The organism is Cognatundibacterium oligocarboniphilum (assembly GCF_013377855.1).
Taxonomy (GTDB): domain Bacteria; phylum Pseudomonadota; class Gammaproteobacteria; order Burkholderiales; family Burkholderiaceae_D; genus Undibacterium; species Undibacterium oligocarboniphilum.
The window spans coordinates 278,828-300,486 of the sequence record NZ_JABXYJ010000004.1 but is presented as its reverse complement, the minus strand read 5'-3'; the positions used below and the strand labels follow the sequence as shown (position 1 = coordinate 300,486).

The window sequence follows — 21,659 nt, the reverse complement described above, 5'->3', positions numbered from 1 at the left end:
GACGGAAAGCACTGCTATGGAACATCTTGGTATCGTCAATTTCGGCCTGTTTTGCCTGGCCGTCCTGTTGCTGAATGCTACGCCCGGCCCGGACACGGCCTACATCGTCGGACGCAGCATCGCACAGGGACGTACTGCCGGACTCATTTCCGCACTCGGTATTTCGGTCGGCTGTCTGGTTCACGCATTTGCATCGGCTTTCGGACTGACAGCCATTATTGCCACATCGGCACTGGCTTTCACTATCATCAAACTGGCCGGCGGCGCGTATCTGATCTATCTGGGCATCCGCATGGCATCGAGCAAACCGGCAGCGCTGGTCGCCCGTTCCACCGAGCCGGAACGCCGCCCCTTGCTGACCATTTTCTGGCAAGCCATCATGACAAATGTGCTCAATCCCAAGGTCGTCCTGTTTTTCCTGTCGTTCTTCCCCCAGTTCGTGGATCCCGATGCACCGCATAAAACCACCTCTTTCCTGCTGCTTGGCGCTATTTTTGTCGTAATGAGCACGCTCTGGAATAGCGGTACGGCCTTTCTCGCTGGTACACTGGCGCGCCGCGCCAACCGCAATCCGCGTTACCGCCTGTGGCTGGAGCGGGTCGTCGGCACGGCATTTGTCGGACTCGGCATCAAACTGGTACTCACGAAACACTGATATGCAAGAACAACCAAGAAAAATCCTCGGAAAACCTGCTGGCAAGCCAGCACGCCAGTCTGCCAAAGCACAGACCGAAACTGCGGCAGATACGGCATTACCCCTGATTGAGCTGAAACCCGATTCGCTCGCATTCAGCCTGTCAGGAGCGGCACAGGCAGTCGCTTATGTGCTGGAAGGCACCGCACTGCCGCAGGCGCTGAATAAAGTCTTTGTCCAAACCCAGGCGCTGCCTCAGGCGCGCGGCGCAATCCAGGATATTTCTTACCGTACCATGCGTCAGGTCGGACGGGTCGATGCGCTGCTGAAAGCAATGACCAACAAAACGCCGGAGCCTGCCCTGCTCTACGGTTTGCTGTGCTGCGCGCTGACATTACTGGTTAGCAACGAAAATGAGGTCGCACCTTACGAGAATTTTGTCGTGGTCGATCAGACGGTCACCGCTGCCAGCGCCAATTCTCACATGGTGTTTGCCAAAGGCATGGTGAACGCCGTTCTGCGCCGTTATCTGCGCGAAAAAGACGAATTACTGAAACTGGTCATGAAACAGCCTGCGGCAGTCTGGAATTACCCGCAGTGGTGGGTGGACCAGGTGAAAGCCGCCTATCCGTCCGACTGGCAGGCGATCCTGACCGCAGGTAATCATCCGCCGCCGCTGACGCTGCGTGTGAACCGCCGCGCCAGCAGCACCGAAGCCTATTTGCAATTGCTTGCCAACCAGCAGATCGGTGCGCGTCAGATCGGCCCGTTTGCCGTGCGGCTCGACAAGCCGATGCCGGTTCAGCAGATTCCCGGCTTTGAAGAAGGCATGGTATCAGTGCAGGATGCAGCGGCACAGCTGGCCGCACCGCTACTGGATGTGCACGACGGCATGCGGGTGCTGGATGCCTGTGCCGCACCGGGAGGAAAAACCGGGCATCTGCTCGAATCTGCCGACATCGAGTTGCTGGCACTGGACACCGATCCGGCGCGGGTACAAAAAATTCATGACAATCTGGCACGGCTGAAACTGTTCTGCACCATCAAGGACGGCGATGCCAGTCGCTCCGGCTGGTGGGATAACAAGCCGTATGACCGGATTCTGGCGGATGTGCCCTGTACGGCTTCCGGCGTGGTACGCCGCCATCCGGACAGCCGCTGGCTGCGCCGCAAGACCGATACCGCCCAACTGGCCGCGCTGTCATCCCGGATTCTGGATAATCTGTGGCGGATGCTGGCTCCGGGCGGAAAACTGCTGATGGTCACCTGCTCCATCTGGCCGGCAGAATCCGAACAGCAGGCTGCTGCCTTTGCCGAAAAACACGGCGCCATCCGCCTGGACGCACCGGGTCAGTTATTGCCGACACTGGCCAATTCGTCCGATGCACACAACGAACATGACGGTTTGTTCTACGCCCTGTTCCAAAAACCGGAGCAAAGCTAACGGAAACCAGCGGCTTCACGTTATCATTCAGTCTCAATCTTTCTATTTCCTGAATGCATGCCTGACCGCCTGAATGATTTCCTGTGCCGCTGTGCGCTGACACTGCTGTTAACGCTGTGGACTGCGCTCATCATGCCTGCACCGGTGCAGGCGGCAGAAGCGGAAGTCAGTTCGGCGCGGATTGAAAACAGCGACGAAGGTTACCGACTGGCGGCCACTTTCAGCTTTGAACTCAGCCACGGCCTGATTGACGCGATCAACCGTGAAATTCCGCTGACGTTTTCCACCGAAATCGAACTGACCCGACCCCGCTGGTACTGGTTCGATGAAAAAACCATCCGTTCGGTGCAAACCGTCAGAATTGCCTACAACACCTGGACCCGGCAATACACCGCCACGATTAACAGCGGCCTGCAACAAAGTTTTCCGACACTGGAGGAAGCGCTGGCGCTGGTTCTGCGGCCACGGCGCTGGGTCGTGGCGGAAAAAGGCAGCCTGACCGCCGGCGCCACTTACAATGTGGCAGTCAAACTGAAACTGGATCTGAGTTATCTGCCAAAAACCTTTCTGATCACCTCCCTGAAAGACAGCGACTGGCGTTTTGCGTCTGACTGGAAACGGTTCACCTTCAAGGTGGAAGACAAGTGACCAGATTCCTGCGGTACGCGCTGATTATCGGTGGTGCCCTGATGGGCATCCTGCTGTTTCTGCTGACGACCGCATCGGATAATTCGGCCAATTTTGAGCCTTACTACGGCTGGCTGCTGGGCTCGAATGCGGTCGTCGCGCTGGCCTTACTGGCACTGATTGTGACCTTGCTGTGGCGCCTGTTCAGCCGTTACCGCAACCGCGAATTCGGTTCACGCCTGATGACCCGGCTGGTTCTGCTGTTTGCACTGGTCGGGATTCTGCCCGGCTCAGTCATTTATGTGGTCTCCGTCACGTTTGTCACGCGCTCCATCGAATCCTGGTTTGACGTGAAAGTGGAATCCGCGCTCGATTCCGGCAAAAACCTCGGTCTTGCTGCGCTCGACTTCCTGCTGGCCGACCTGCAGGCCAAGGCGCGCGACATGGCCAGCGAGCTGGCAACCCCATCGGAAACACCGCTCAGCATCCAGCTTTCCCGCTTGCGTGAAAGAGCGATGGTGCAGGATGCCACCATTGTCAACAGCCGCGGTCGCCTGATTGCTACTGCCAGCCAGAGTCTGGCGCGGCTGGTGCCCGAACTGCCGACAGCAGACATGATCCGGCAGGCACGCAACGCCCGTTTTTATGCTGCCACGGATGAAAAAATCCATCTCCCGGAAACGGACAGCAGCGATTCCGCGAACACCAGTCAGCGGCCGGTCATCACCACGGAACCGGAAAAAACCCTGCGCTCACGGGTGGTGGTGCAAATGCAGGCCAGCGATACCAGCCTGTCACTCCAACGCGAGACTTATTACCTCCAGCTGATACAGCCGGTTCCCGCCAATCTGGCGGCACATGCCGAGGCGCTGCGAAGTGCATCGAGCGAGTATCAGATGCGTTCGCTGGGGCGCGGCAGTCTGAAAACCATGTACATTTTTACGCTGACGCTCACACTGCTGCTGGCTATTTTTGCAGCGATCACCAGCGCTTTCCTGATTTCCGGTGAGCTTGCCCGGCCTTTATTGTTACTGGCAGAGGGTACCAAAGCGGTCACCGAAGGCAATTTGTCGCCACGTCCGATTGTGGCCAGCAGCGATGAGCTGGGCAGCCTGACGCAATCGTTCAATACGATGACCCGGCAATTATTCGACGCCCGCGCCGCCGTCGAAAAAAACCGCAACGAACTCGAAAATGCCAAAGCCTATCTGGAGTCAGTGCTGGCGAATATGTCGGCAGGGGTGATGGTGCTGGATCAGGCGGGTCATCTGGTCACCTGCAATGAATCGGTGGAACGGATTCTGCAACGCCCGCTGGAAGCCAAAATCGGTCTGCCTCTGACAGAGATTGAAGGGATGCGCGAATTCGGGCAAGCGATTGATAAAGCCTTTTCTGAACAGCATGCGCAGTCTGCCGCAGGCGGCAAAGACGAGCGCGAACAGCACTGGCAGCAGCAGATTGAGGTGCCGCGCCATGACTCCACCGCCAGTGCAGAACCGGCTTCCGATGCCATGCCTGATGCAGACAAACAGAGCATCACGCTGCTGGCGCGCGGCTCTCACCTGCCGGTTGGTTCCGGCAACGGCTATGTGATTGTGTTTGACGATATCAGCAACATCATCTCTGCACAGCGCTCAATCGCCTGGGGCGAAGTGGCGCGCAGACTCGCTCATGAAATCAAAAACCCGCTGACCCCGATCCAGCTTTCCGCAGAACGCCTGCAAATGAAACTGCAGGACAAGCTCAGCGACAGCGATGCGGCAATACTCAACAAAAGCACCACCACGATTGTCAATCAGGTCACCTCGATGAAGCGCATGGTTGATGACTTCCGTGATTATGCCAAAACACCGCCAGCCGTGCTGTCGCAACTGAATCTGGCGGCGCTGATTGACGAAGTTCTGCATCTGTACCTGGCGGGTGATGGACGTGATTTTATCCGCCTGAGTCTGGCGCCGGATCTGCCCAAAATCATGGGGGACGCAACTCAGCTGCGCCAGGTGATCCATAATCTGCTGCAGAATGCGCAGGACGCTGTGGCCGATAATCCGTCAGATATCCAGCCGCAAATTGATGTCATCACCGAAGTGGTACGCTACAGCGGCAAAAGTAATGATGTGCATCAGGCCGTGCGCCTGTCGATTATCGATAACGGTCCTGGTTTTTCCAGCAAGATTCTGGCGCGCGCATTCGAACCTTATGCAACCTCGAAACCGCGCGGAACCGGCCTGGGGTTAGCGATGGTCAAAAAAATAATTGACGAACACGGCGGTAGAATCGATATTCAAAATCGCAGCGATACAAACGGTGCAAAAGTGGCGATTTTACTGTTAAAGTTAGCACCGGATTCAAATACGGCATGAGCATGCAGATATTCACCTGAAGTCTCCGTCAGAGAGAAGCAGGTACAAAAATGCAAAACATAGGGGCAGTAATAGGGCAAATTTATGGCAAACATTCTGGTCGTAGACGATGAAATGGGAATCCGGGAACTGCTCTCGGAGATTCTGGGTGATGAGGGTCACGTCGTGCAGCTGGCTGAAAACGCACAGCAGGCAAGGCTGGCAAGACAGGAAGCGAAACCGGATCTGGTATTGCTGGACATCTGGATGCCGGACACCGATGGCGTGACGCTGCTAAAGGAATGGCAACGTGATGGTCTGCTGACCATGCCGGTGATTATGATGTCAGGTCATGCCACCATAGATACGGCCGTCGAAGCGACCCGTATCGGTGCGCTGAACTTTCTGGAAAAACCGATCGCCCTGCAAAAATTATTAAAAGCCGTGCAACAGGGTCTGACCCGCACCCCGGAACCGGCACGGCCGCCAGCACCGGCTTTACGCGTGATCGGCAGTGAACCCGTCAGCAGCGGTGCCAGTACCGGCGCTGCCACACCGGCGGTACACAGCGGATTTGAAACCCGCCCGTTTGCCGGCACCGGTGCAGTCGCCGCACCACCTGCCAACCAGTTTGCCAGTCTTTCGTTTGATCTGCCGCTGCGTGAAGCCAGAGACGCGTTTGAGCGGATTTATTTCGAATACCACCTGAACCGCGAAGGCGGCAGCATGACACGGGTAGCCGAAAAAACCGGACTGGAACGCACTCACCTTTATCGCAAACTGAAGCAGCTCGGCGTTGAATCGGTCCGGTACGCCAAACGCGGCGAATAAACCGGCAGATCGCATACCGCTGACCATCGTCAGCGGCGCCGGCTATGCGGAAAGAGAACGCTGGATTGCGGAAAATTGCCTGCAGCATCCGCGGGCTGCCGTGATTCTGGAGGGGCTTCCCACTGGCGGCATGCCTCTCAGTGATTTGTCACCAGTGCATGTGCAGCGCATTGCCCCGGGCTGCTTTTGCTGTATCGGCCACCTGCCTTTGCGCGTCAGCCTGAACCGGGCGCTGCGGCAAGGTGCCCGCTTTCTCTACCTGGGCGTGGCCAGCCAGGAGCATCTTGACAATCTGAAACACACATTACAGCAAGCCCCCTACGATCAGCTGTTGCTGGCAGAGTCTTTTATTTCCCTGTAGACTAAAGTCAGGCAGTGCTTGCGTCGTAAAGCAACTAAGGGGTGAATTGAATAGCGAAACTGAACGACACGGATGCAGTATCCGAACACCCCTGTCTGAGCATGACTTGAAATCCGCTGCAATGAGCACCATGTCCGGTTGAAACGGGAAGACACTTCCCAAGCCAGAAAGGATGCAAAAAATGAATCTCATTTATAACAGCGAACATTACAGCGTCGTCGAATATAGCGCAGATACCGACCATGAAGCCCTGCGTTTTGGCGGCTATGAAATTACCGATAAAACAATCCGCCGTGAGTGGTTTATCGGCGGCCCGATGGCCGTCGGTTTTCGTAACGATGTGACCGAGCTGATTGCCAGTGAACCAAGCATCGAAGAAATTGATGATTTTCTCGGACAATACGAAGGTTGTATGGGACAACAGGTTTATCTGCACTGACAGCGGTACATAACAGGATGCCTGGTACCGGCATCCTGCACCGGCTATAGGCGGCATCACCTGCCGCATATATGTTTGGTTTGGCAAACTGCTATCGTCATCCTCTGTTCATTTCTCCAGACCGATCTATGCCCGCGCCCCTGAACTGGTTGACCTGCCTGCAGCAGCTTGCTGTCACCGAACCGGCTGTCCTGATCACCATCACGGCAACCAGAGGCTCTGTGCCACGCGCGGCAAAAACGCGCATGCTGGTGACTGCGAACCGGCAATACGATACCATCGGCGGCGGACATCTGGAATGGAAAGCGGTTGCCCATGCCCGCCTGTGGCTGGCTGAAACAGCACCCGCATCTGCCCCCCGTACACTGGAGCTGGCGCTCGGCCCCAGCCTCGGGCAATGCTGCGGCGGCGCCGTCAGTCTGCTGCTGGAGCGCACCGATTGCTGGAGCCAGGCAGAACGGCAGCAATGTCTGCAAACGGCAATACAGGAGCTGGGACAACTGCCGCTGCTGTATCTGTTCGGGGCCGGTCATGTCGGCGGCGCGCTGGTCAATGTACTGCAGAACACGCCCTGCCGCATTATCTGGGTGGATGAACGCGATCATTTGTTCCCCGCCGGACTGGCTGCATCCGTCCAGACGGAAGCCACCGACAGCCCGGAAGCGGTAATTGCCACAGCCCCCGCCGGTGCGTATTTTCTGGTCATGACACATCACCACGGACTCGATCTGCGACTCAGCGAACATATTTTGCGACGGAATGATGTTGCCTGGTTCGGCCTCATCGGCTCAGATACCAAAAGAGCGCGTTTCGAGCACAGGCTGCGCGAGCATGGCATCGACGCTGAACGCCTGGGCAGCATGGTCTGTCCGGTTGGCCTCACCAGCATTACCGGAAAAGAGCCCGCCGTGATTGCGGTGTCTATCGCAGCACAATTATTGCAGATGTGGTCGCACGCCCCTGCACTGACAAACGGTACTTCCTGTGCCGTTACTGAAACGGAATGAACAGACATGAATACCCATTTGCACGACTTTATCCGCGGTTTACCGAAAGCCGAACTGCACCTGCATATCGAAGGTTCGCTGGAACCGGAAATGATGTTTGCACTGGCGCAGAAAAACGGCGTCCGTCTGCCTTATCCATCGGTGGATGCCATCCGGGCAGCTTACCATTTCACCGACCTGCAATCGTTTCTCGATCTGTATTACGCCGGGGCGGCAGTGCTGCAGACAGAGCAGGATTTTTATGATCTGACCAGCGCATACATCCGGCGGGCAATCGCAGATCATGTACGTCATGCTGAAATATTTTTTGATCCGCAAACCCATACCGAACGGGGAATTCCTGTCGCCACTGTGTTTTCCGGCATTGCCCGCGCCTTGCGCGATGCGCGCCAGCAGGGATTTTCCGGCAGCATGATTCTGTGCTTCCTGCGTCATCTGAGCGAGGATGATGCGATGGCGACGCTGGAAGCTGCACTGCCTTTACGGGACGACTATGCGGATGTATGGGTCGGCGTCGGCCTGGATTCTTCTGAAGCTGGCAATCCGCCGGAAAAATTCCGGCATGTATTTGCGATTGCAGCGGCTATGGGACTGCATCTGGTCGCCCATGCCGGAGAAGAGGGACCAGCGGCCTATATCCGCAGCGCGCTGGATGTATTGCAGGTTGAACGGATTGATCACGGTGTACGTGCAGAAGATGATACGGCACTGATGGAGCACCTGGCAAAACAACGCACGCCGCTGACGGTGTGCCCTCTGTCCAACCTGAAGCTGTGTGTCGTGCCGGATCTGCGTCATCACAATCTGGCGCGTATGCTGCGGGCCGGCTTGTGCATCACGATCAACTCGGATGATCCTTCGTATTTCGGCGGCTATATGAATGATAATTTCATAGCCGCTGCCGAGGCATTGCAACTGAGTTGTGCAGAGCTGGGGCAAATCGCGCGCAACAGTTTCGAGGCAGCGTTTGTCAGCCCGGAGCAGAAGCGTATCTGGTATGCAGAACTGGATGATTATCTGACGCAGCATCCGGCATCATCCGGCTGATCCGGACAGTCTGCCGAAAACGGGAGGCAGATCAAAGCGATCGCACGGGATTGTGCTACGCTGCCGGTATTATCGGTATTGCCAGCCTATGGCAGCCGCACACAGACAGGATATCCCATGCATATTTCCCCACTCGGCCCGCTGACCAGAGATGATGACAACGACTGGCTGATCAGCCAGCCCATGATGATTCCGGCATTGAATACTGCCTGCGAATTTCTGCTCGAAGCTTATGCCGGCGATTCGCAACCACAGGATTTTACGGATGCCGTCACAGCGTTCATCGGATTACAGCCTGAGACATTGCAAGCGGCAGAAACTGCCATTTTTAACTACTACCTCGATTGTGCGCGCCTCGCCAAAACCGAGGGCGAAACCTGTGTGCAGATTACCGCACCGGAAGATGTCTGGCAGCATATTCAGTTTGGTTCGGAAGCGCTGGTATGCCGCCGCCATACCGGCGATCAGGCAATTTACATTCTGTTTGAATGCGACTGTGACTGGAATGCCGAAGATGGCCTGCAAATGGTGTTCCGCAAAGGAAAAGAAATCAGCAAGGTCGGACCGTTTGACGATTTCCTGAGCTATGCCGATGTGTATGGTCTGCCGGAACTCGACCGGGTTATTTACCAAAGTCCGGGCTGAAAAACAGGCCGGTCAAAAGCAACTCAACGACATTTCAGTGTATAAAAAAACGGTGCAAGGTTGCGTTTCAACGATGATCGACCGTAAACGAAAACGGCAAACCGTCTTTGATCTGCCGTGTTTTTCACTGCAATATTGCAGGACGCCGTTTATGTTGATGAATCACGGCGCTGCGCTCAGGGCAGAATGCCTTTCTGCTGCAGCGCTGCCCGCACCAGTTTTTGCCGCACCGGCAGGCGTGCGGGGTCTGCCAGCTCCATGTTGAGCGCAAACAGCCAGATCTCATCCGTTGTTTCGACATAGCCGACATACCAGCCGATATGCGGGTCAGCGCGGCCGCTCCAGCCGGATTTGGCACGGATGGTGTAGTCGGGTGTCCGTTCCATGACCATGATGTCGCGCAAGGTATCATAAGCAGCCGGGCTGAAAGGCAAGCTTTTCTGAACCATGCGCTTCAGAAAAGCAATCTGCTCCAGCGCGCTGATCTGCAAAGCGCCATCCAGCCAGAAAGTCGTTTCATTAAACGGTGTCCGCAATACGCCATAGTTTGCCTGCTCCAGATAATACGGATAGCGGGCCGCGCCGATGCGCCTGGCATAGGTCTGATAACACCAGACGCAGGATCTCTGGAATGCCGTTTCCAGTGTCTGATCACGATTCCAGGAAGGGATATCGTATTGCTCGCCATTCCATTTCAACACTTCTTCACGGCTGGTCTTTTTTTCTTCCAACGCAATCAGCGTATTCAGAATTTTAAAAGTCGACGCCGGCGTATAACGGTGCTGCGCCCGCTGTTCGTTGTGGATATATTGCTGGTCGCCGTGCAATGCGGTCAGTACCAGAGTTCCTTCGGCATGTTCCTGCGCAAATAACTGCGCAATCGCGACGTCTTCTGCCCACACCGGCGCTGCACTCAACGTCAGGCCAGCGACGAGCCAGCAGATCAGGGATGATTTCATGAGATCAAACAAAAAATGTAAAGCACCATCATATCGTATCGGCTCATCCATAAAAAAACCGCATGGCAAACATGCGTTTTCGTATTCAGCCTGCGCCGCTCAATCCATCAGAACTTGTGACGGAGTCCTGCTGCGATGCTGTTTGCACGGCCAGCCATACTGATTTTATCGCTCATGACCAATGCATATACATCCGTCCGCTTGGACAGATTGTAGTCATAACCTGCGGTCAGGGTATCCCGCTTCAAATCCGCACCGACCAGGGTGCCGGTACGTTTGGTGCTGGCAAAACCCGCCAGAATGTCGCCACCGGCAGCAGGCGCTTTCAACCCGAGGCTGTAGGTTTTGTCTTCCATCACTAAAGCCGTTGCCGTGTCGTCTTTACTCTTGGAATACGTGGCATACAGTTTGGCAACGGTGAGATCGTAGCTACTGCCGACAAACCAGGTTTTCTGATTATTCACCGCGGCATAGTTCGCCGGAGCGACTGTCGCGTCAATCAGCGCGCCCGGCGTCGGATTTGCGACCTGCACCTGATGGTAATACGCACTCAGTGCCAGCGGACCATTGAAATACAAGGCATTCATACCCGCATTTTTAGTACCGGTATCGCCGGCTTTTTCACCAAACTGATAGTGGAAATTGGCGCTCAGACCATTGAAATTCGGCGTCGTGTAAATGACTTCATTGCTCCAGCCGGAGTCGCCCGCTGCAAAATTGGCCCAGGTGCGTTTGCCAAAATCACCGCTCGGCACCCAGGTATGCAATACCAGCGGCGAAAAGCTGAAAGAGTCGCCAAACGGATTGAAAATCACGGTCGGCAAAAAACTCGGCGCCAGATCGCGCCCCAGCGAGACGCGGCCAAATGCACCGGACAGCGCGACGTTCGCGTCACGGGCAAACATCGTGTCGCCATAGAAGCGACCTGAGGCACCGGTGTCAGCCTGCAGGAAACCAGTCAGCGCGAATTCCGCTTTCAAGCCGCCGCCGAGGTCTTCCGCGCCTTTAAAACCCATCCAGGATGTGGTCATGCCGCCGCTGTTCAGCGATGCCTTGTTTCCGCTATCGCCACTGAATTTCACAGAACCGGCATACACGTCCATCAGGCCCTGTACGCTCACATTGGATTGCGCCATCGCGCTGCCTGCAAGCAATGTGACAGCCATCGCCATAGCGGCGCGGTACATGGGATATTTCATAGAATTTCCTTATCAGTAGTAAAAATCTGTTCCGCAGTCCATGCCGGCAGATAAGGAAAGCACTGTCTGTCGTCAGCTTTACGGAGTGCCGTCCGCGACCAGATCCGCCAGACGGAAGCCAGCGATGCAAACAATCTGCTCTATGCATTCCTGCATCTCGGCAGCAGGTTCTGCCGCCAGCCGCTGCGTGAAGTGCCGGATGATACTTTGCCGGTCATGTCCGCGTACAGCAATGATGAAAGGAAATCCGAATTTCTTTGTATATTCGGCATTTAATCGTTGTAATTCCGCGAATTCCTGCGGACTGCACTGATTCAACCCGGCGCCGCTTTGCTCGCGTGTCGATTCGGCAGTCAGCTCACCGCGGATGGCGGCTTTTCCCGCGAGTTCGGGATGTGCACGAATCAAGCTCAGGCGCGCCGCTGCGCTGGCCGCCCTGACTGCCGCTGCCATTGCGGCATGCAAATCCGCCACGCTGGCAAACGGACGCTGCGGCAGCACCGCTTGCGCCACCCACGGCGAATGCTCAAAAACACCGCCCAGACATTGCACAAATTCTGCCGGCGCACAGAGATTCAGATGATGCAGACTGATGGGGTTCTGCTGACTCATGCGATGCTGCCTTTCCGGGAAGCATACGGATGCTGCTGCATCCAGTGCTGTGCAATATCAATACGACGGCAGATCCAGACCTGCTCATGCGATTGCACATAGTCGAGGAAGCGCTGCAAGGCACGGAAACGTCCGGGTTTGCCCAATAAACGGCAATGCATACCGACTGACAGCATTTTGGGCGCATTGTCACCCACCGGATCGCCTTCTGCGTACAACACATCAAAACTGTCTTTCAGATACTGGAAAAAATGATCTCCGGTATTGAAGCCCTGCGGCGTGGCAAAGCGCATGTCATTGCTGTCCAGCGTATACGGCACCACCAGATGCGGTTTGCGCTCGCCCTGACTGGTTTCGACCTCGGTCCAGAATGGCAAATCATCACCGTAATAATCGGCATCGTAAGCAAAACCGCCATGCTCCACCACCAGCCTGCGTGTATTTGGCGAGTCGCGCCCGGTATACCAGCCCAGCGGCGCCTGACCGGTCAGCTCGCGCATGATCTGCACCGCTTGCTGTATATGCGCTCGCTCGGTGGCTTCGTCCATATGCTGATAATGTATCCAGCGCAAACCATGGCAGGCGATTTCATGGCCAAGTTCAGCAAACGCCTGCGTCAGTTCCGGATGGCGCTGCAAAGCCATCGCGACGCCAAACACGGTCAGCGGCAACTGACGCTGTTCAAATTCACGCAAAATGCGCCAGACCCCGGCGCGTGAGCCATATTCATACATCGATTCCATCGACATATGACGCGCTTCATACGCAGCAGCGCCAACGATTTCCGATAAAAACTGCTCTGAAGCGGCATCACCATGCAGCACACAGTTTTCACCACCCTCTTCGTAATTCAGGACAAACTGCACGGCGATTCTGGCTTGTCCCGGCCAGTTGGCATGCGGGACATGGCGGCCATAACCAATCAGATCACGCGGATAAGCGACGGTAGTATTCATTTCTGGATTTTCCGGGGTTTCAGTGCAGCTTTCAGATCAAAACCCTTGCCAACATTTTTCGGGGTACGACATGCGCACTGATGCAGGTGTTGCGCCATTTCTGACAGGACAGTTTTTTTATCTTTCTTTTCCAGCGCTTCCACCACCCGCAAATGTTCATCAAACGAGCAGGGACGGGTAGCTGGCACCTCCTGACTGGAAATCAGCAGCGTCGTGCGCGACACTAGGCGGCGCAGCAACTCGACCAACAAATCATTGCCGGACAGGCGCGCCAACTCGATATGAAAGTCAGCCGACAAACGTATCCAGAGCGGGCGATCACCCTGCTCATAGGCCTGCCGCTCGCGCTCCACCATGTGTCGTAATTGCCGGATAGCTTCAGGTGCAGCGTGCTGCAAAACTTTTTCCAGCGCCAGCTGCTCCAGCGACTGGCGCAACTCGAACATATCCTGCGCCTCTTTTTCACCCGGACTGGCAATGAATGCGCCGCGATTGGGCTCCAGATCGACCAGGCCGTCATGCGCGAGCTGACCCAGCACCTTGCGCACGCCATGTCTGGCCATGTCATAAATCTGGCTCAGAGATTGCTCTGTGAGCTTGGTACGTGCAGGCAGGCGATGATCCATGATGGCGTCATAGATATCGCGATACATGCGTTGCTCTTTGTCGTTGCCGCTTTCAGTGACAACGCTGAGCCTGGAGATAGGTTTAGTAGCAGACATAATTTTCAACATCAGAATTTCCCTTATTTAAGCATGATTGTCGACAATTTTTACATACACAGATCGGATAAATTTTAAATTCTGTGGAAAAAGCGCGCCAAACCACTGTATTTAAGGGTTTTGTTTGACATGCCTAAATTCAAAAGTTTAAGATTGTCGACAATTTTTCTAAGTTTGACCAAGCTGCCGCAGCATCACCGTCAAATACAGTGACAAGCCGGTACTCACCTAATTTCAAGAAGGAAACATATGGGATCACACACAGGACGGCTGACCACACATGTGCTCGATACCGCTCATGGCAAGCCGGGACGCGGCATTGCTGTGCACTTATACCGCCAGCAGGCAGATGGCAGAACGCTGATCTGCAGCCGCCTCACCAATGCCGACGGACGCTGTGACCAGCCGCTGCTGGAAGCAGATGCGATGGAAAACGGCACGTATGAACTGGACTTTGATATAGGCAGTTATTTCGCCGCGTTGGGCACGGACTTGCCGGAGCCGGCTTTTCTGAACATCGTCACGCTGCGCTTTGCGATTGCCGACGCCAACGCGCATTACCACGTACCTCTGGTCTGCACGCCCTGGTCTTACTCGACCTATCGCGGTAGTTAAACCATCATTCTGCCGCCCCTGAAGGATGTTACATGGAAGCATATCTATTAGATTGGGCCAATCTCCTGCTGCGCTGGCTGCATGTCATCGTTGCTATTGCGTGGATAGGCTCTTCGTTTTATTTTGTGTGGCTGGATAATCATCTGACCGCACCACTAGATCCGCAGCTGAAAGACAAAGGCGTGGGCGGTGAATTGTGGGCCGTGCATGGCGGTGGCTTTTATAATCCGCAAAAATATCTGGGCGCACCACCACGTCTGCCGAAGCAACTGCACTGGTTTTACTGGGAATCCTACAGCACCTGGTTATCCGGTTTTTCGCTGTTCCTGCTGGTCTATATCTTCAATGCGCGCAGCTATCTGATCGATCCTGCGGTCGCCCAACTGAGCCCGGCACTGGCCATCATTGCAGCCTTCGCTTTTCTGATCGTGGGCTGGCTGGTGTATGACGCACTATGCCGTTTGCTGTCGAAAAAAGAGCAATTACTGTCGATACTGATCGTGGCCTTAGTGGTGTTGGCGGCCTGGAGCGCCTGCCATCTGTTTTCGGGGCGTGCTGCGTTTCTGATCGTCGGCGCCATGATGGCCAGCATCATGAGCGCCAATGTGTTTTTCTGGATTATTCCCGGCCAGCGCAAAGTGGTTGCCGCCATGCGTGCCGGTGACACTGTCGATCCGGTACACGGACAACGTGGCAAACAGCGCAGTGTGCACAATACCTATTTCACCTTGCCGGTGTTGTTCGCCATGCTGTCGAATCATTACAGCATGACGTACAGCACACAGCACAACTGGCTGGTACTGGTCGTCATCATGCTGGCGGGCGTACTGGTGCGTCAGTATTTCATCCTGCGCCACAAAGGAAAGAATCAGCTGGCTTATCCTCTGATCGCCATCGCGCTGCTGGCAGCGATTGCAGCCTGGATCGCACCGCGCCCAGCCAGCGCACCGGCTGCGGCGACGACAGAAAATGGGGTAACTGCAGTCACGCTGGCGCAGGTACAGGGCGTGATTCAGGCGCGCTGCGTGCAATGCCACTCCCACCATCCGACCATGATGGACAGCCCGGCCAAAGGCTTGCTGCTGGAAACGCCGGAACAGATACAAGCCAAAGCACAACTGATTGTTCAACAGGTGGTACAGCAAAAACTGATGCCACTCGGCAATCTGACCCAGATCACTGAACAGGAACGCACGCTGATTGCCCGTTGGGCACAGCAGCGGCCTGCAACGCAACCTTAAGGAATTTCTGATGGCTATTATTACCCTGGACCCGAACGCACCGGAATTTTCCCATCGCTATCCGAATCTGGCTGATGCACGCCTGGGCGCACGCGCCCTCTGTTGCAGCGATGATTTTTTCGCCGAGATGGCGCGCATGCTGAACCCGGAACCAGCTGTCTTCATCCCCGGCAAATACGATACCAACGGCAAATGGATGGATGGCTGGGAATCCCGCCGCAAGCGCGTCAATGGCTATGACTGGTGCGTGGTACGACTGGCACGTCCCGGTATACTCAAAGGGGTGAACATCGATACCAGCCACTTTACCGGCAATTATCCACCCGCCGCTTCACTGCAGGCTTGCCTGGTGGCCGATGGTGAGCCGGATTCCGGCACGGTCTGGCATGAAGTGTTGCCCTCGGTGAATTTGCAAGGCAACAGCCACCACTATCATGCAATCGATGCAGAGCAGACTTACAGCCACATCCGCCTCAATATCTATCCAGATGGCGGCGTCGCGCGTCTGCGTGTGTATGCACAACCGGACAATAACTGGTCTGCGGCAGATCCAAATGCGCTGCATGATCTGATTGCGATGGAAAATGGCGGCTATTTGGTGGCCAGCAATAATCAGCATTTCGGACTCGCCTCCAATCTGCTGATGCCTGGCCGCGGCGTCAATATGGGTGATGGCTGGGAAACCCGGCGCCGCCGTGAGCCCGGCAATGACTGGTGCATCATCGCACTCGCGCATCCCGGCGTGATTGAGCAGATAGAAGTCGATACCTGCCATTTCAAAGGTAACTACCCGGATCGCTGCTCTATCCAGGCCGCCGCCATGCAAGGCGGTACAGAGACATCGCTGATCACCCAGTCTATGTTCTGGCCGGAATTGCTGGCCCCGCAAAAACTGCAAATGGATCATCAGCATATCTACAGCCGTGAAGTGCAGTCACTCGGCGTGATTACCCACATACGGCTGAATATTTTCCCGGATGGTGGTGTGTCACGCTTGCGCCTGCTCGGCAAACTGGCCCAACTCAAGGCTGAATAACACCACCTGCGTAGCGGGCAGCAGCGTTCTCATGCGACTTGCCCAGCGTCAAAACTAAGCGGAGCACGCGATGCCACAACTGATCCCCGAGCCTCTGAGCCACGCAGCCTTTGCCCCGTATGGCGAAGTCATTATGCTGGAAGGTGCGCGCCATTATCCGATCAACCAGGGCACGACCGAACGCTATCATGCACTGGCCTGTGCCGATACCCAGAGCGAAGGCGGACAAACCATTCTTAGCCTGTTCCGCACCCAGCCGCGCAGCCTGCCGCTCCCGATCACCATCATGGAACGCCACCCGCTAGGTAGCCAGGCCTTTGTGCCGCTGAGCACAGACTCCGCACACGCCTATCTGATCGTGGTTGCGCCTGCAGGAGAATTCGCCCCTGAGCAGATGCGCGCCTTTATCGCACGCGGCTGGCAAGGCGTGAATTATGGCAAAGGGGTCTGGCACCACCCTTTGATCGCGCTGCACAGCGTCAGCGATTTTCTGGTGATGGATCGCATAGGTCAGGGAAATAATTGCGAAGAAATCGCGCTGGATGGCAGCTGGGTGCTGCAGGCATGTTGAAAACGACGCTGAACAAATTCGGGCAAAAAAATAGCCCGCAGTGTTGCGGGCTTAAATCCAAACCTTAGGAGGTGTTGGAGGAGACAGGTGTAACTATATCGCAGCGCAACAAATACGCCAACGACTATTTTTGCATATCAACCATTCACAAAACAAATATCTGAATGGCGTATTTCATCCATATTGCCATTAACGTACTCATCTGAGCCGCACGAAGTCACACTATTGCTCAGGGCAAAAAAAACCCGCGACCTTGCGGTTGCGGGTTAAATCCAAACCTTAGGAGGTGTTGGAGGAGACAGGTGTAACTTTACTGCATCGCAGCAAAAAAAGCTGCTTTCTTTTTTGTATACCAGACATTATCAATCGAAATATCTTTCCGTTATGCAATTCCCGGCATTCCATCCCCCCCCTGTTTCCTTGCTGCCCTCTGCTATAGCCGACGAATACGCCGGACAGGCAAGGAATCTGGTATCGTATCTCTACCAAGCAGCAACGGCGGTCACTGTACCGCCCATCAGAATATATCGAGCATACATCGCCCGTCTGTCTGACGATCAGGATGATGCCTGTCAATCGGCACAGGCTGCAGGCGATATGGAGACCAGCATGAAACTTATTGATCCGATTATTCAATTTCAGTACGAAATCCAGCAAATCCGGCGTGATATCCACGCGCATCCGGAACTGTGTTACGAAGAGCACCGGACATCCGATGTCGTCGCGCGCCAGCTAGAAGCCTGGGGCATCGAAGTCGTGCGCGGACTGGGTGGTACAGGCGTACTGGGCATTATTCGCCAAGGCCAGAGCAACCGGGCAATCGGTCTGCGCGCCGACATGGATGCTTTGCCAATGCAGGAAATCAATACCTTTGCCCACGCTTCCCGCCATGAGGGGAAAATGCATGCCTGCGGACATGACGGCCACACGGCGATGCTGCTTGGCGCAGCCCGTTACCTGGCACAGCACCGCGATTTCGATGGCACTGTGTACCTGATCTTCCAACCTGCTGAGGAAGGTGGCGGCGGCGCTCGCGCAATGATGGATGACGGCCTGTTTACGCAATACCCGATGGATGCGGTGTTCGGCATGCACAACTGGCCGGGCATTCCGGTCGGTAGCTTCGGTGTGACTGCCGGTCCGATGATGGCATCTTCCAACGAATTTTTTGTAACGGTGCACGGCAAAGGTGCGCACGCAGCCCAGCCTCACAAAGGCTATGATCCGGTCATGACGGCAGTCCAGATTGCACAAAGCTGGCAAACCATCATCAGCCGCAACACCAGTCCGCTGGACTCCGCCGTGCTGTCCGTCACGCAGATTCACGCAGGCAGCGCCACCAATGTGATCCCGGATGACGCCAGCCTGGTCGGCACGGTGCGCACCTTCAGCACGGCCGTGCTGGACATGATTGAAGAACGCATGCGGTCCATTGCAGAGCATACGGCCGCAGCTTTTGATTCCACGGTCACTTTTGAATTCAAACGGAATTACCCGCCGCTGATTAACCATGCAAAAGAAACCGATTTCGCGGTCGACGTCTTGCGCAGCATATTTACGGATGAGCAGGTCGATGCTGCCGTCGAACCGACCATGGGCGCGGAGGATTTCGCCTTTATGTTGCAGCATAAGCCGGGGTGTTACGTATTTATCGGTAATGGTGATGGCGATCACCGCGCAGCCGGACATGGTCTGGGACCCTGCAACCTGCACAATCCCAGCTATGATTTCAATGATGACCTATTGCCGCTCGGCGCCACTTACTGGGTCAGGCTGGCAGAAGCCTACTTGAAAAAAGGTAGTCAGGCAGCCATTTAAATAAGGCATGGTCAGACAGAGATTTCCTCATACCCAGCAGTTTTCACTCAACCTATCGAAAAAGATATTTCATGGCAGACGATAAAGACAACAACGACACCAACCGCAACAGCTTTCTGGAAGAAAAAGCATTTCAATCCCGCACGGTGCTCGTGTTTGGCACGATTAACGACAAGCTGGCAGCCGAAGTCAGCAAGCGCCTGATCGCACTGGCGGCAGAATCCGCCGATCCGATCACCATACTGGTATCGTCGCCCGGCGGTCACGTAGAATCCGGCGACGTGATTCACGACATGATCAAATTCATCAACGTACCGGTGAATATGGTCGGCACAGGCTGGGTGGGCAGCGCTGCGGTCAGCGTCTTTCTGTCGGTGCCGAAAGAACGCCGTGTCTGTCTACCGAACACCCGTTTTCTGATTCACCAACCCAGCGGCGGCTGCGGTGGACAGGCCACTGATATTGCGATTCAGGCCCGGGAAATCGTGAAAGTTCGTGAACGCATCTCGGCACTGATCGCCAAAGAATCCGGTCAGAGCCTGGAACGGGTCACGAATGATATCGACCGCGACTACTGGATGAGCGCAGAGGAAGCCAAAGAATACGGCCTGATTTCCCATACCATCGTCCGGCAAAGCGAACTGGCCTGAAGAAACGGCGCACGCCGCGTTGTCTGCTGATGCAATCCAGGGCAGACACAGCCCGGCTGTGTGCCAACCCAAAAAATAAGAGCAGGGGGAGTGACATTTTCCCCTGCTTTTTTCTTGCACCCCGATGACTGCGGCCTGAATTCAGAATTCTTCCCAGTCACCGGTTTCGTTCGTCGCAGCAGTTTTTTTGGCAGGCCGCACAGGTATCGCGCCGCCTGATTTCTGTACTGGTTTTGGCGTATTGGTCTTGGCTGCTGCACGGGGTAATGAGGGCACCGCGCGGGTGGCTGCAGTGATCGGTGTTGCTACAACTGTCGTGCTACCACCTGCCTGCAGCCGGAATACGCTGACTACATCACTCAGATGCTCGGCCTGCTCTCGTAACGATGCCGCCGCAGCAGCAGCCTCTTCCACCAGCGCCGCATTTTGCTGAGTCAGCGTATCCATTTCCGTGACCGCATCATTAATCTGCGCGATATCCGCGCTTTGTTCCAGACCAGCTTCCGTAATTTCGCTGATGATGTCGCTGACCCGCCGCACGCTTTCCACGACTTCCGTCATAGTACTGCCCGCCTGATCGACCAGCTTGCTGCCTTGCGCGACCTTTTCAACCGAATCATTGATGAGTTCTTTAATCTCTTTTGCCGCACCGGCTGAACGCTGTGCCAGATTGCGCACCTCGGATGCGACCACCGCAAATCCGCGCCCCTGCTCACCGGCGCGGGCCGCCTCCACGGCGGCATTTAAGGCAAGAATATTGGTCTGGAATGCAATGCCGTCGATGACTGCGATAATATCGACAATCTTGCGCGATGATTCATTGATCGAGCCCATGGTGTCCACCACCTGCGCCACCACATTGCCGCCGCGCTGCGCGACTTCTGATGCGGAATGTGAGAGCTGATTCGCCTGCCGCGCATTATCGGCACTATGGTGGATGATCGAAGTGATCTGCTCCATGGACGATGCCGTCTCTTCCAATGAACTGGCCTGTGTTTCTGTACGGTTGGACAAATCCATATTGCCGTGCGCAATCTCAGTGGAAGCATGGCGGATTTCCTCGGTGCCATGGCGCACCTCGCTCACGACCTTGAGCAGACTTTCATTCATGTCTTTCAATGCCTGCAGCAACAGACCGGTTTCATCCTTGCTACGCACCGTGATCTGACTGGTCAGATCACCTGCCGCCACCGTCTGCGCCACCTTGACAGCATGACGCAGCGGAGCAGATACCAGCTGCGAAATCCAGAATGCCAGCATCAGCCCCAGCACAATGCTGATCACCAGTGCGCTGCTGATCAGAATCCGTGAACGATTATACGTATCTATACTGTCCTGATAAGCCTTTTGCCCACCCTCGGTATTCACCTTTACCAGCTTATCGACCAGATCCCGCATTTTGCTGTTCACCTTGGACGAATCGGTACGCAGCATAGTAACGGCTTCAGCGCCATTACCGGCACGTACTGCTGCCATCATCTTGTCAGTAATCTGCAGGTATTCCGTAATCAGCTTCCGGTAATCGTCATACAGTGCGCGTTCTGCAGGCTCGCTGATGAGTTTTTCGTACTCGGCTTCGTTTTCTTTTAAACCGGTAATCGCTTCTTTGGTGCGGCTGATGTATTTTTCCACCTCTTCCGGATTTTCCGCATACACCATCTGCGCTTCCTGAGAGCGGATACGGGAAACCCGCTCCTTCACCGCCATGGCGGCTTTCACACTGGGCATCCAGTTGGTTCCCAGATTCATCGCGGAGGCATTCACCCGCGCCAGTTCAATCATCGAAAAAATTCCGATCAGGACGGTCAACAACAATAAGACCGCAAATCCTGTCAATAATTTGACGCCTATCTTCAGATCATGGAAAAACTTCATAGCAGACTCCGGATATGCAGATAATACC

At 55.3% G+C, this 21,659-nt stretch carries 22 protein-coding genes; 16 read left to right on the top strand and 6 right to left on the bottom strand.

The window, feature by feature from the left end:
- The first annotated feature begins 16 nt into the window (after positions 1–16).
- The 10 genes from HV832_RS08620 to HV832_RS08575 all read left to right on the top strand — a co-directional run bounded on the left by HV832_RS08620 (position 17) and on the right by HV832_RS08575 (position 9,377).
- On the top strand, positions 17–655 hold the full coding sequence (locus HV832_RS08620; protein WP_176803220.1) for a LysE family translocator: 639 nt from the start codon (positions 17–19) through the stop codon (positions 653–655).
- A gap of 1 nt (position 656) precedes the next feature.
- Positions 657–2,078, top strand: a complete 1,422-nt coding sequence (rsmB, locus tag HV832_RS08615; protein ID WP_176803218.1) for a 16S rRNA (cytosine(967)-C(5))-methyltransferase RsmB — start codon at positions 657–659, stop codon at positions 2,076–2,078.
- A gap of 57 nt (positions 2,079–2,135) precedes the next feature.
- On the top strand, positions 2,136–2,726 hold the full coding sequence (locus HV832_RS08610; protein ID WP_176803216.1) for a DUF4390 domain-containing protein: 591 nt from the start codon (positions 2,136–2,138) through the stop codon (positions 2,724–2,726).
- Positions 2,723–5,068 (top strand): sensor histidine kinase, encoded by a 2,346-nt coding sequence (locus HV832_RS08605; protein ID WP_176803214.1) that lies wholly within the window; start codon positions 2,723–2,725, stop codon positions 5,066–5,068. Before HV832_RS08610 ends, HV832_RS08605 begins: the two co-directional genes overlap by 4 nt.
- Before the next feature lie 84 nt (positions 5,069–5,152).
- Positions 5,153–5,878 (top strand): response regulator, encoded by a 726-nt coding sequence (locus HV832_RS08600; protein WP_176803212.1) that lies wholly within the window; start codon positions 5,153–5,155, stop codon positions 5,876–5,878.
- Positions 5,844–6,239 carry a GTPase gene (locus HV832_RS08595; protein WP_223827185.1) on the top strand — a complete coding sequence of 132 codons (396 nt, stop codon included), beginning with the start codon at positions 5,844–5,846 and terminating at the stop codon, positions 6,237–6,239. Before HV832_RS08600 ends, HV832_RS08595 begins: the two co-directional genes overlap by 35 nt.
- 181 nt (positions 6,240–6,420) lie before the next feature.
- Positions 6,421–6,678 (top strand): BTH_I0359 family protein, encoded by a 258-nt coding sequence (locus HV832_RS08590; protein WP_176803210.1) that lies wholly within the window; start codon positions 6,421–6,423, stop codon positions 6,676–6,678.
- Positions 6,679–6,806: 128 nt separating this feature from the next.
- Positions 6,807–7,685, top strand: a complete 879-nt coding sequence (xdhC, locus tag HV832_RS08585) for a xanthine dehydrogenase accessory protein XdhC (RefSeq protein WP_176803208.1) — start codon at positions 6,807–6,809, stop codon at positions 7,683–7,685.
- Between the two features lie 6 nt (positions 7,686–7,691).
- Entirely contained in the window at positions 7,692–8,732 is a 1,041-nt protein-coding gene (locus tag HV832_RS08580) for an adenosine deaminase (protein ID WP_176803206.1), read from the top strand.
- Positions 8,733–8,849: 117 nt separating this feature from the next.
- Positions 8,850–9,377 carry a DUF6985 domain-containing protein gene (locus HV832_RS08575; protein WP_176803204.1) on the top strand — a complete coding sequence of 176 codons (528 nt, stop codon included), beginning with the start codon at positions 8,850–8,852 and terminating at the stop codon, positions 9,375–9,377.
- A gap of 176 nt (positions 9,378–9,553) precedes the next feature.
- On the opposite strand, the gene blaOXA is transcribed toward HV832_RS08575, so the two are convergent.
- The 5 genes from blaOXA to HV832_RS08550 form a co-directional block, all read right to left on the bottom strand.
- Positions 9,554–10,387, bottom strand: a complete 834-nt coding sequence (gene blaOXA / locus HV832_RS08570) for a class D beta-lactamase (protein WP_399310192.1) — start codon at positions 10,385–10,387, stop codon at positions 9,554–9,556.
- 56 nt (positions 10,388–10,443) lie between these two features.
- Positions 10,444–11,535, bottom strand: coding sequence for a porin (locus HV832_RS08565; RefSeq protein ID WP_223827184.1), 1,092 nt, complete (start codon positions 11,533–11,535; stop codon positions 10,444–10,446).
- A 78-nt stretch (positions 11,536–11,613) separates the two neighbouring features.
- The gene (gene uraD, locus HV832_RS08560; protein WP_176803200.1) at positions 11,614–12,147 is read right to left on the bottom strand and encodes a 2-oxo-4-hydroxy-4-carboxy-5-ureidoimidazoline decarboxylase; all 534 of its coding nucleotides are present in this window, start codon (positions 12,145–12,147) and stop codon (positions 11,614–11,616) included.
- Positions 12,144–13,103, bottom strand: a complete 960-nt coding sequence (gene puuE / locus HV832_RS08555; RefSeq protein WP_176803198.1) for an allantoinase PuuE — start codon at positions 13,101–13,103, stop codon at positions 12,144–12,146. The genes uraD and puuE overlap by 4 nt, the downstream gene beginning before the upstream one ends.
- Positions 13,100–13,825, bottom strand: a complete 726-nt coding sequence (locus HV832_RS08550) for a GntR family transcriptional regulator (RefSeq protein WP_223827183.1) — start codon at positions 13,823–13,825, stop codon at positions 13,100–13,102. The genes puuE and HV832_RS08550 overlap by 4 nt, the downstream gene beginning before the upstream one ends.
- 249 nt (positions 13,826–14,074) lie before the next feature.
- On the opposite strand from HV832_RS08550, the gene uraH reads away from it, so the two are divergent.
- From uraH to HV832_RS08520, 6 genes are all read left to right on the top strand, one after another.
- Positions 14,075–14,440 (top strand): hydroxyisourate hydrolase, encoded by a 366-nt coding sequence (uraH, locus tag HV832_RS08545; protein WP_176803194.1) that lies wholly within the window; start codon positions 14,075–14,077, stop codon positions 14,438–14,440.
- A gap of 32 nt (positions 14,441–14,472) precedes the next feature.
- A complete protein-coding gene (locus HV832_RS08540; RefSeq protein WP_176803189.1) occupies positions 14,473–15,681 on the top strand; it encodes a urate hydroxylase PuuD in 1,209 nt (402 codons plus the stop codon).
- Between the two features lie 10 nt (positions 15,682–15,691).
- Entirely contained in the window at positions 15,692–16,717 is a 1,026-nt protein-coding gene (alc, locus tag HV832_RS08535) for an allantoicase (protein WP_176803188.1), read from the top strand.
- Positions 16,718–16,787: 70 nt separating this feature from the next.
- The gene (locus HV832_RS08530) at positions 16,788–17,288 is read left to right on the top strand and encodes an ureidoglycolate lyase (protein WP_176803187.1); all 501 of its coding nucleotides are present in this window, start codon (positions 16,788–16,790) and stop codon (positions 17,286–17,288) included.
- A 609-nt stretch (positions 17,289–17,897) separates the two neighbouring features.
- Complete coding sequence (locus tag HV832_RS08525) at positions 17,898–19,106, top strand: M20 aminoacylase family protein (RefSeq protein WP_176803185.1); 1,209 nt, start codon at positions 17,898–17,900, stop codon at positions 19,104–19,106.
- A gap of 71 nt (positions 19,107–19,177) precedes the next feature.
- Positions 19,178–19,756, top strand: a complete 579-nt coding sequence (locus tag HV832_RS08520; protein WP_176803183.1) for an ATP-dependent Clp protease proteolytic subunit — start codon at positions 19,178–19,180, stop codon at positions 19,754–19,756.
- Positions 19,757–19,897: 141 nt separating this feature from the next.
- Here HV832_RS08520 and HV832_RS08515 read toward each other — a convergent pair whose 3' ends face one another.
- Positions 19,898–21,631: a methyl-accepting chemotaxis protein gene (locus tag HV832_RS08515; protein ID WP_176803181.1), complete on the bottom strand. Its 1,734-nt coding sequence runs from the start codon at positions 21,629–21,631 to the stop codon at positions 19,898–19,900.
- Positions 21,632–21,659 lie beyond the last annotated feature (28 nt).

Bases quoted from the DNA above. Each gene is read 5' to 3' on its own strand.
- HV832_RS08620 (WP_176803220.1), top strand. From the start codon at position 17: ATGGAACATCTTGGTATCGTCAATTTCGGCCTGTTTTGCCTGGCCGTC.
- rsmB (WP_176803218.1), top strand. From the start codon at position 657: ATGCAAGAACAACCAAGAAAAATCCTCGGAAAACCTGCTGGCAAGCCA.
- HV832_RS08610 (WP_176803216.1), top strand. From the start codon at position 2,136: ATGCCTGACCGCCTGAATGATTTCCTGTGCCGCTGTGCGCTGACACTG.
- HV832_RS08600 (WP_176803212.1), top strand. From the start codon at position 5,153: ATGGCAAACATTCTGGTCGTAGACGATGAAATGGGAATCCGGGAACTG.
- HV832_RS08590 (WP_176803210.1), top strand. From the start codon at position 6,421: ATGAATCTCATTTATAACAGCGAACATTACAGCGTCGTCGAATATAGC.
- xdhC (WP_176803208.1), top strand. From the start codon at position 6,807: ATGCCCGCGCCCCTGAACTGGTTGACCTGCCTGCAGCAGCTTGCTGTC.
- HV832_RS08580 (WP_176803206.1), top strand. From the start codon at position 7,692: ATGAATACCCATTTGCACGACTTTATCCGCGGTTTACCGAAAGCCGAA.
- HV832_RS08575 (WP_176803204.1), top strand. From the start codon at position 8,850: ATGCATATTTCCCCACTCGGCCCGCTGACCAGAGATGATGACAACGAC.
- blaOXA (WP_399310192.1), bottom strand. From the start codon at position 10,387: ATGGATGAGCCGATACGATATGATGGTGCTTTACATTTTTTGTTTGAT.
- HV832_RS08565 (WP_223827184.1), bottom strand. From the start codon at position 11,535: ATGAAATATCCCATGTACCGCGCCGCTATGGCGATGGCTGTCACATTG.
- uraD (WP_176803200.1), bottom strand. From the start codon at position 12,147: ATGAGTCAGCAGAACCCCATCAGTCTGCATCATCTGAATCTCTGTGCG.
- puuE (WP_176803198.1), bottom strand. From the start codon at position 13,103: ATGAATACTACCGTCGCTTATCCGCGTGATCTGATTGGTTATGGCCGC.
- HV832_RS08550 (WP_223827183.1), bottom strand. From the start codon at position 13,825: ATGTCTGCTACTAAACCTATCTCCAGGCTCAGCGTTGTCACTGAAAGC.
- uraH (WP_176803194.1), top strand. From the start codon at position 14,075: ATGGGATCACACACAGGACGGCTGACCACACATGTGCTCGATACCGCT.
- HV832_RS08540 (WP_176803189.1), top strand. From the start codon at position 14,473: ATGGAAGCATATCTATTAGATTGGGCCAATCTCCTGCTGCGCTGGCTG.
- alc (WP_176803188.1), top strand. From the start codon at position 15,692: ATGGCTATTATTACCCTGGACCCGAACGCACCGGAATTTTCCCATCGC.
- HV832_RS08530 (WP_176803187.1), top strand. From the start codon at position 16,788: ATGCCACAACTGATCCCCGAGCCTCTGAGCCACGCAGCCTTTGCCCCG.
- HV832_RS08525 (WP_176803185.1), top strand. From the start codon at position 17,898: ATGAAACTTATTGATCCGATTATTCAATTTCAGTACGAAATCCAGCAA.
- HV832_RS08520 (WP_176803183.1), top strand. From the start codon at position 19,178: ATGGCAGACGATAAAGACAACAACGACACCAACCGCAACAGCTTTCTG.
- HV832_RS08515 (WP_176803181.1), bottom strand. From the start codon at position 21,631: ATGAAGTTTTTCCATGATCTGAAGATAGGCGTCAAATTATTGACAGGA.